Source organism: Falsirhodobacter sp. alg1 (assembly GCF_000739715.2).
Classification (GTDB): Bacteria; Pseudomonadota; Alphaproteobacteria; order Rhodobacterales; family Rhodobacteraceae; genus Falsirhodobacter.
The window spans coordinates 1-491 of the sequence record NZ_BBJC02000134.1 but is presented as its reverse complement, the minus strand read 5'-3'; the positions used below and the strand labels follow the sequence as shown (position 1 = coordinate 491).

Sequence of the window (491 nt, the reverse complement as noted above, 5' to 3'; positions counted from 1 at the left end):
AGGGCGGGCAATATGATCTTGCCGCTGCCGCCGGTCTGTTCAACGCCGTTGTCGCATTCGTCCTGGTGATGACCGCCAACACCCTGTCGCGTCGCTATTCGCGCACGTCGCTTTGGTAAGGAGNCCGGGGCCATGAGCAAAATGAAACTCTATTCGCGCGGCGACAAGATCTTCGTGATCATGAACATGGTGCTGCGCTCGATATCGCCGCCCCGCGCACCCCCATTTCCGGCAGGCCGAACAACCCGAAGATCAGCGGCAGGCCGATGGCGATATTCACCAGGACAGCCGCGATCGTACTCCACAACACAACCTGGGTCCGGTCCAGTGCCGACAGATAGCTGCGCATGGCCACCACCACGAGGGCTGGCACCATGCCCAACCCCGCGATCCGCAGGAACTGCTGCGTCAATGCCGCAACCTCGGGCTGCTGGCCCAGCGCCAGAAACAGGGCACCGGAGAACCAGAACACCGGATAGACCAGCACACCG

Annotated in this window: 1 protein-coding gene; it reads right to left on the bottom strand. The window is 62.2% G+C overall.

Annotation, left to right across the window (positions count from 1 at the left end; genetic code table 11):
- Positions 1-178: 178 nt before the first annotated feature.
- The coding region (locus TR36_RS14615; RefSeq protein WP_045394552.1) for an MATE family efflux transporter at positions 179-491 on the bottom strand (313 nt) is incomplete at its 5' end.